The organism is Streptomyces boncukensis, from assembly GCF_011045075.1.
GTDB classification, from domain to species: domain Bacteria; phylum Actinomycetota; class Actinomycetes; order Streptomycetales; family Streptomycetaceae; genus Streptomyces; species Streptomyces boncukensis.
The window spans coordinates 1-5,390 of record NZ_JAAKZZ010000491.1; the positions used below are offsets into that span (position 1 = coordinate 1).

The following is a 5,390-nucleotide window of genomic DNA, read 5'->3' on the forward strand; positions in this document are numbered from 1 at the left end:
CTCCTCGGGAGGCTCTGGGCGGGACCGGCCGTATCGCGCGTTTCGCTATATGAAACGAAACCGCTATATGAAACAGATGGTGGAGCTGCGCGTCCCCGGCGTCAAGGGGGTGCGCTCAGCCGCGCTTCACATACCCCCGGCGCCAGGAGATCTTCGCGCCGGCGGCCACCACCCGCTCGGCGAGGCCGGGGACCGTGTCGTCGTTGATGCGGAAGGTCGGCCCGGACAGGATCACGGCCGCGATGACCCGGCCGTCCAGGGCGTGGACCGGGGCCGCGATGGCGGCGAGCCCGATCTCGTGCTCCTCGCTGCTGGTGGCGTACCCCCGTTCGCGCACCGCCTCCAGCTCCGCCGCGAGCAGCGCCGGGTCGAGGATGGTGTGCGGGGTGTACTTCTCGGGCCCCTCCGCGAAGATCTCCGCCACCTCGTCCGGGGTCATATCCGCCAGGAAGAGCTTGCCCGCCGAGGTGGCGTGCATCGGGGAGCGCTTGCCGACCCAGTCGATGCTCGCGATGGCCGCCGCGCCCATCGCCTGGTCGATGGTGACCAGTTCGTGCCCGTCCGGGATCGCCACGTTCACGGTGTCGCCCACGGCCGCCGCCAGCTCCTGGCAGATCGAGCGGCTGAGCAGGGACAGGTCGTTCACCTTGCTCGCCCCGGCGGCGAGTTCGACCATCGTGTACCCGATGCGGTATCGCCCGCGCTCCGAGTCCTGCTCCACCAGGCCGCGCGACTCCAGCGTGGCGAGCAGCCGAAACACGGTCGTCTTGTGGATGCCGAGCTCCTCGGAGATCTCGGTCACGCCGCAGGGGCTCCGCGTGGCCAGCACCTGCAGGATCGATACGGCCCGATCGACGGACTGCACCGAGTGGTCGCGCGCCCGGGTCCCCTTGCTGGTCATGACGGAAGCGTATCCGGTGGCGGAGCGGCGGCCCGGCCGCCGCTCGTACGACCGTGTACCGCATCGTGCATCTGTTGCGTAATGCGAAATACGGGCGCTCAGCCGTCGAGGACCACGATGTCGAGGTTCCGCAGCCGGTCGGGCTCGGCCACCAGGTCGATGGCGGTGATCCTCCCGTCCTCGACAGTGAAGTCGAACGCCACGATCGTGCGCTTCTTCGACTGCCACACGGCTCCCACCGATCCGTCGATGACCGAGACGCGGGCGGCCTCGGCGCCGCCGGAGAAGACGCTCGCCACGCCGTGCGCGCCCTGGGTGAGGGCCGCGGCGCCGATACGGACCGCGGTGTCGTCGGCGCGCATGGCGACGTCGGGGGCCAGCAGGGCCAGCAGGCGCTCGAACTCGCCGTTGCGGGCGGCGCTGAGGAAGGCGTCCACGATCTTGTGCTGGCGGCGGAGATCGGGCAGCGGGGCTGCGCCGTGGACGCGGCGGCGGGCGCGGCTGGCCAGCTGGCGGGTGGCCGCCGGGCTGCGCCCGACGATCGGGGCGATGTCGGCGAACGGCACGGCGAACATGTCGTGCAGGACGAAGGCGAGCCGCTCGTCCGGTTCGAGCCTGTCGAGGATCACCAGGAGCGCCAGGCCGAGGGAGTCGGCCAGCAGGGCAGCGTGCTCGGGGTCGGAGATCTCCGCGTCGACGGCGGCGTCCGAGGGGGCGGCGTGCTCGTCGAGGAGCTCCGCGCGGCGGTTGCGGGCGCGCAGCATGTCGAGGCAGATCCGGCCGACGACCGTGGTGAGCCAGCCGTCGAGGTTCTCGACGGCCTCCGCGTCGCTGCGCTGCAGCCGGATCCACGCCTCCTGGACGGCGTCCTCGGCTTCGTCGGACGATCCGAGGATCCGGTGGGCCACGGAGCGCAGCCGCGGGCGCCTGTCCTCGAACGCGCGTGCCAGCTGGTCGTCCCCGTCCATGACCGCCCTCGTCCCTTCCGTCCCGCTCGGTGCGCCCGTCGCCCGTCGCCTGTCGCCTGTCGCCCGTCACATCTTCGCGCTGCCGCTCGTCACAGAAGTGACGCGGGCTGACGACCCGCCGCAGACGTTCCCGAAGGAAGGAAAGACCATGGAAGCGCGCATCCAGAACCCGGCCGTGCTGCTCAACGCCCATCAGCCCATCCAGAACATCTACCAGGGCATCTACTCCGGCGGTGTCCCGAAGACGACGCTCGACCTGGTCCACCTGCGCGCGAGCCAGATCAACGGTTGCAGCGCGTGCGTGGACACCGGCGCCCGCGGCGCCCGGGAGAGCGGCGAGAGCGAGGAGCGGCTGTTCGCCGTCGCGGCCTGGCGGGAGTCGCCCCGCTTCACCGACGCCGAGCGCGCCGCGCTGGAGCTGGCCGAGGCCGCCACCAGGCTGGCCGACCGCAGCGACCCGGTGCCCGACGAGGTCTGGAACCGGGCCGCCGCCCACTACGACGAGAAAGGTCTGGCCGCCCTGGTCCTGATGGCGGGGCTGACCAACTTCTTCAACCGTCTGAACGTGGCCACCAGGCAGGTGCCCGGCGCCTGGGGCTGACCGGCGGCGCGCCGGAAGCGCCGCAGGTCAGCTCGGTGGACCCGGCGCAGGCCGGCGCGCGGGACGTGACCGCTCCCTGGGGCGGGCCAGCACATCGTAGGGGTGCGGCAGCGGGCGGTCGCCGGCCTCCGTCAGGCGCGCCTGCTGCTCCGGCGTCAGCTCCCAGCCGCAGGCGCCCAGATTGTCGGTCAGCTGCTCCAGGGTGCGGGCCCCGACGATCGGCGCCGTCACCCCGGGGCGCTGCAGCAGCCAGCGCAGCGCCACCTGGGCCGGGGTGCGCCCCGTCTCGTCGGCGACCGCGAGCACCGCGTCCACGACCCGCCAGGTCTCCTCGGTGTCCCGGTCCCGCCAGCTCTCGCGGCCCTGCTGCTCCTGGACGGCCGCCTCGCGCGAGCCCTCGGGCGCTGCCGTCATGCCGCGCCGGTACTTGCCGGAGAGCCAGCCGCCCTGCAGCGGGCTCCACGGGATGACGCCGACGCCCTCCGTCTCGCACAGCGGCAGCAGTTCCCACTCCAGCTCCCGCGACAGGAGGTTGTAGAGCGGCTGCAGGCAGACGAACGGCTCCCAGCGGCGGAACCGCGCCACGTCGAGGGCCTTCTGCAGCTGCGACGGGGCCACGCTGCTGGCCCCCAGATAGCGCACCTTGCCGTCCCGTACCAGCGTGTCCAGCGTCGAGAGGGTCTCCTCGACGGGGGTCTCCACGTCCCACATGTGTGTCTGGTAAAGGTCGATGTAGTCCGTTCCCAGGCGGCGCAGGCTGCCCTCGACGGCCGTCAGGAGGTGCTTGCGGCTCAGGCCCGTCGCGTTCCCGCCGCCCTCGCCCATCGACCCGAACACCTTGGTGGCGATCACGAGTTCGTCGCGGTTGCCGCGCGTGGCGAGCCAGCGGCCCAGGATCTCCTCGGACGCGCCCCGACCGTAGATGTCGGCGGTGTCGATGAACGTGCCGCCCGCCTCCGTGAACGCGTCCAGCATGCGGTGCGACGCCGCCTCGTCCGCGCCGCCGCCGAACGTCATGGTGCCCAGGCACAGTTCGCTGACGCGCAGACCCGTCCCGCCCAGAAATCGCTGCTGCAGCTGCTGCTCCATGGATTCCGCCCCGCTTCCTCGTCGACTGGATGAGATCACCCAAGACGTGCCGGCGGGCGGGGGCAACACAATTTCCCGGAGCCTCCTCCCGGGCGCGACCGGGGGGAGCGCACGATGCTCGGTGCGCCGTGTCCGCGCGGCGCTCGGAGGCGCCGCACTCCAGGTGACACGAGCGTACGCGGGGCGGGCGGGGAAGGATGGGACGCATGCCGACCCAAACGCCCCGCGCCCTGTCCTTCGACGCCATTGCCGAGCAGTACGCGTCGGCCCGTCCGGGCTATCCGCGCGCGCTCTTCGACGCGCTGGAGGAGATGTCCGGCCGTGCGCTGTCCGGGGCCGCGGTGCTCGACGCCGGGGCGGGCACCGGGATATCCACCCGGCTGCTGCGGGAGCGCGGCGCCCGGGTCACAGCGCTGGAACGGGGGCCGGGCATGGCGGCGCGGCTGCGGGCCGACCAGCCCGCGGTGCCCCTGGTGCAGTCCGACGGCAACGCGCTGCCGTTCGCGGACGGCTCCTTCGACTTCGTCACCTACGCGCAGGCGTTCCACTGGACCGACCCCGGGCGCTCGGTTCCCGAGGCGATGCGGGTGCTGCGGCCCGGCGGGGCGCTGGCGCTGTGGGCGAACCAGCCGGACTCCCGGGTGGCGTGGGTCGCCGAGCAGGACGAGCGGCTGGGGGCCGGGCTGACGCGGCCGTTCGTGTGCGCGGAGGGCGCGCGGGAGGCGCTCGTGCCCTTCGGCGCCACCGTGGCCGTGCGGGACATCCCCTGGTCCCGCCGGGTCACGCTGGACGGCCATCTGCGCAACGTCGGCAGCCACTCCTACTTTTCCACGCTCCCCGACCGCGGCGAGGCCCTGCTGCGCACCGAACGCGTCCTGCTGCGCGAGCGCTTCCCGGAGGGCATGGTGGAAGAGCCGTACGTCTGCGTCCTCGTGGCCGGAGTGACAGCCGCCATCGGCGGCTAGGCGGCTAGGGAGCGTCCGGCGGATCGTGGTTGCCCTCTGCCGTGGCTGCCGGGCCGGGGCTGCCCGTGTCCTGCGGACTGCGGCGTCGCCGTGGCTGCGCGCGCAGTTCCCCGCGCCCCTGCGGGGCGCCCCGCAGGGGCGCGGGGAACTGCGCGACCAGCCACGGACAATCCGCAGACCGCGACGAACAGCAAGGGGCAGCCCCGGCCCGGCAAGATCCACCAGCGGCTACGCCAGCAGCGCGTCCGCGAAGCGCGCCCGGTCGGCGGGGTGTTCGCGGAACCAGTCACCCAGCCGGTGGCCCGCGCCTGGGAAGTCGAGGCGGGTGAGCCGGGAGCGCGCGGCCAGGGCCTCGGCGACCGCCTCCGTCACGGCCGGCGGTATCACCTCGTCCGTGCCCGGTACGGCGAGCACGGCGCGGCCCCGGTAGCCGCGGAGCGCCCCGAGCGCGGGGGCGCCGCGCCAGCTCTCCGGGCGCCGGATGATCTCGCTGAACCGCCCGTCCCCGTCGCCGAACGGCACGTCCCATGCCTCCGCCGCGTAGACGGCGGGCGCGCACAGGCCCAGGGCCGCGACCCGGTCGCCGAAGCGTCCTGTGAGGTCGGCCAGGGTCTGGCCGCTCATGCTGAAGCCGGCCAGTACCAGGGGTGACGCGGCCGGGACGCGCGCCTCGATCACCGAGGTGGCCTGCCGGAAGCGGCGGCGCAGACTCAGTTCGCCGAGCCGCCCGGTGCTGTGGCCGTGCCCGGAGAAGTCGAAGGCCAGCACCCGGCAGCCGCGGGCCCGGAAGTCCGTCAGGAGCGGTACGAGGCGGTCCTTGGTGCCGTTGCCCGCGCCGTGCAGCAGGACGGCGGTGGGGGTCTCGG

At 73.3% G+C, this 5,390-nt stretch carries 6 protein-coding genes; 2 read left to right on the forward strand and 4 right to left on the reverse strand.

Going from position 1 to position 5,390, the window contains the following annotated elements:
- Positions 1 to 115: 115 nt before the first annotated feature.
- Both G5C65_RS30320 and G5C65_RS30325 read right to left on the reverse strand, forming a co-directional pair.
- Positions 116 to 901, reverse strand: coding sequence for an IclR family transcriptional regulator (locus tag G5C65_RS30320; RefSeq protein WP_206442434.1), 786 nt, complete (start codon positions 899 to 901; stop codon positions 116 to 118).
- Between the two features lie 98 nt (positions 902 to 999).
- Positions 1,000 to 1,869 (reverse strand): sigma-70 family RNA polymerase sigma factor, encoded by an 870-nt coding sequence (locus G5C65_RS30325; RefSeq protein WP_165302256.1) that lies wholly within the window; start codon positions 1,867 to 1,869, stop codon positions 1,000 to 1,002.
- Between the two features lie 148 nt (positions 1,870 to 2,017).
- Between G5C65_RS30325 and G5C65_RS30330 the strand changes: the two genes are divergently transcribed.
- Entirely contained in the window at positions 2,018 to 2,470 is a 453-nt protein-coding gene (locus tag G5C65_RS30330; protein ID WP_165302257.1) for a carboxymuconolactone decarboxylase family protein, read from the forward strand.
- Positions 2,471 to 2,497: 27 nt separating this feature from the next.
- Here G5C65_RS30330 and G5C65_RS30335 read toward each other — a convergent pair whose 3' ends face one another.
- On the reverse strand, positions 2,498 to 3,547 hold the full coding sequence (locus tag G5C65_RS30335; protein WP_165302261.1) for an aldo/keto reductase: 1,050 nt from the start codon (positions 3,545 to 3,547) through the stop codon (positions 2,498 to 2,500).
- Positions 3,548 to 3,765: 218 nt separating this feature from the next.
- Between G5C65_RS30335 and G5C65_RS30340 the strand changes: the two genes are divergently transcribed.
- Positions 3,766 to 4,524 (forward strand): class I SAM-dependent methyltransferase, encoded by a 759-nt coding sequence (locus G5C65_RS30340; protein ID WP_165302258.1) that lies wholly within the window; start codon positions 3,766 to 3,768, stop codon positions 4,522 to 4,524.
- A gap of 228 nt (positions 4,525 to 4,752) precedes the next feature.
- Here the strand turns inward: G5C65_RS30340 and G5C65_RS30345 are convergent.
- Positions 4,753 to 5,390 (reverse strand): alpha/beta hydrolase (locus G5C65_RS30345; RefSeq protein ID WP_165302259.1); only part of this gene is annotated, 638 nt, incomplete at its 5' end.

What these genes read in the sequence shown, in the direction of transcription:
- G5C65_RS30320 (WP_206442434.1), bottom strand. Translation starts at nt 901, where the DNA reads ATGACCAGCAAGGGGACCCGGGCGCGCGACCACTCGGTGCAGTCCGTC.
- G5C65_RS30325 (WP_165302256.1), bottom strand. Translation starts at nt 1,869, where the DNA reads ATGGACGGGGACGACCAGCTGGCACGCGCGTTCGAGGACAGGCGCCCG.
- G5C65_RS30330 (WP_165302257.1), top strand. Translation starts at nt 2,018, where the DNA reads ATGGAAGCGCGCATCCAGAACCCGGCCGTGCTGCTCAACGCCCATCAG.
- G5C65_RS30340 (WP_165302258.1), top strand. Translation starts at nt 3,766, where the DNA reads ATGCCGACCCAAACGCCCCGCGCCCTGTCCTTCGACGCCATTGCCGAG.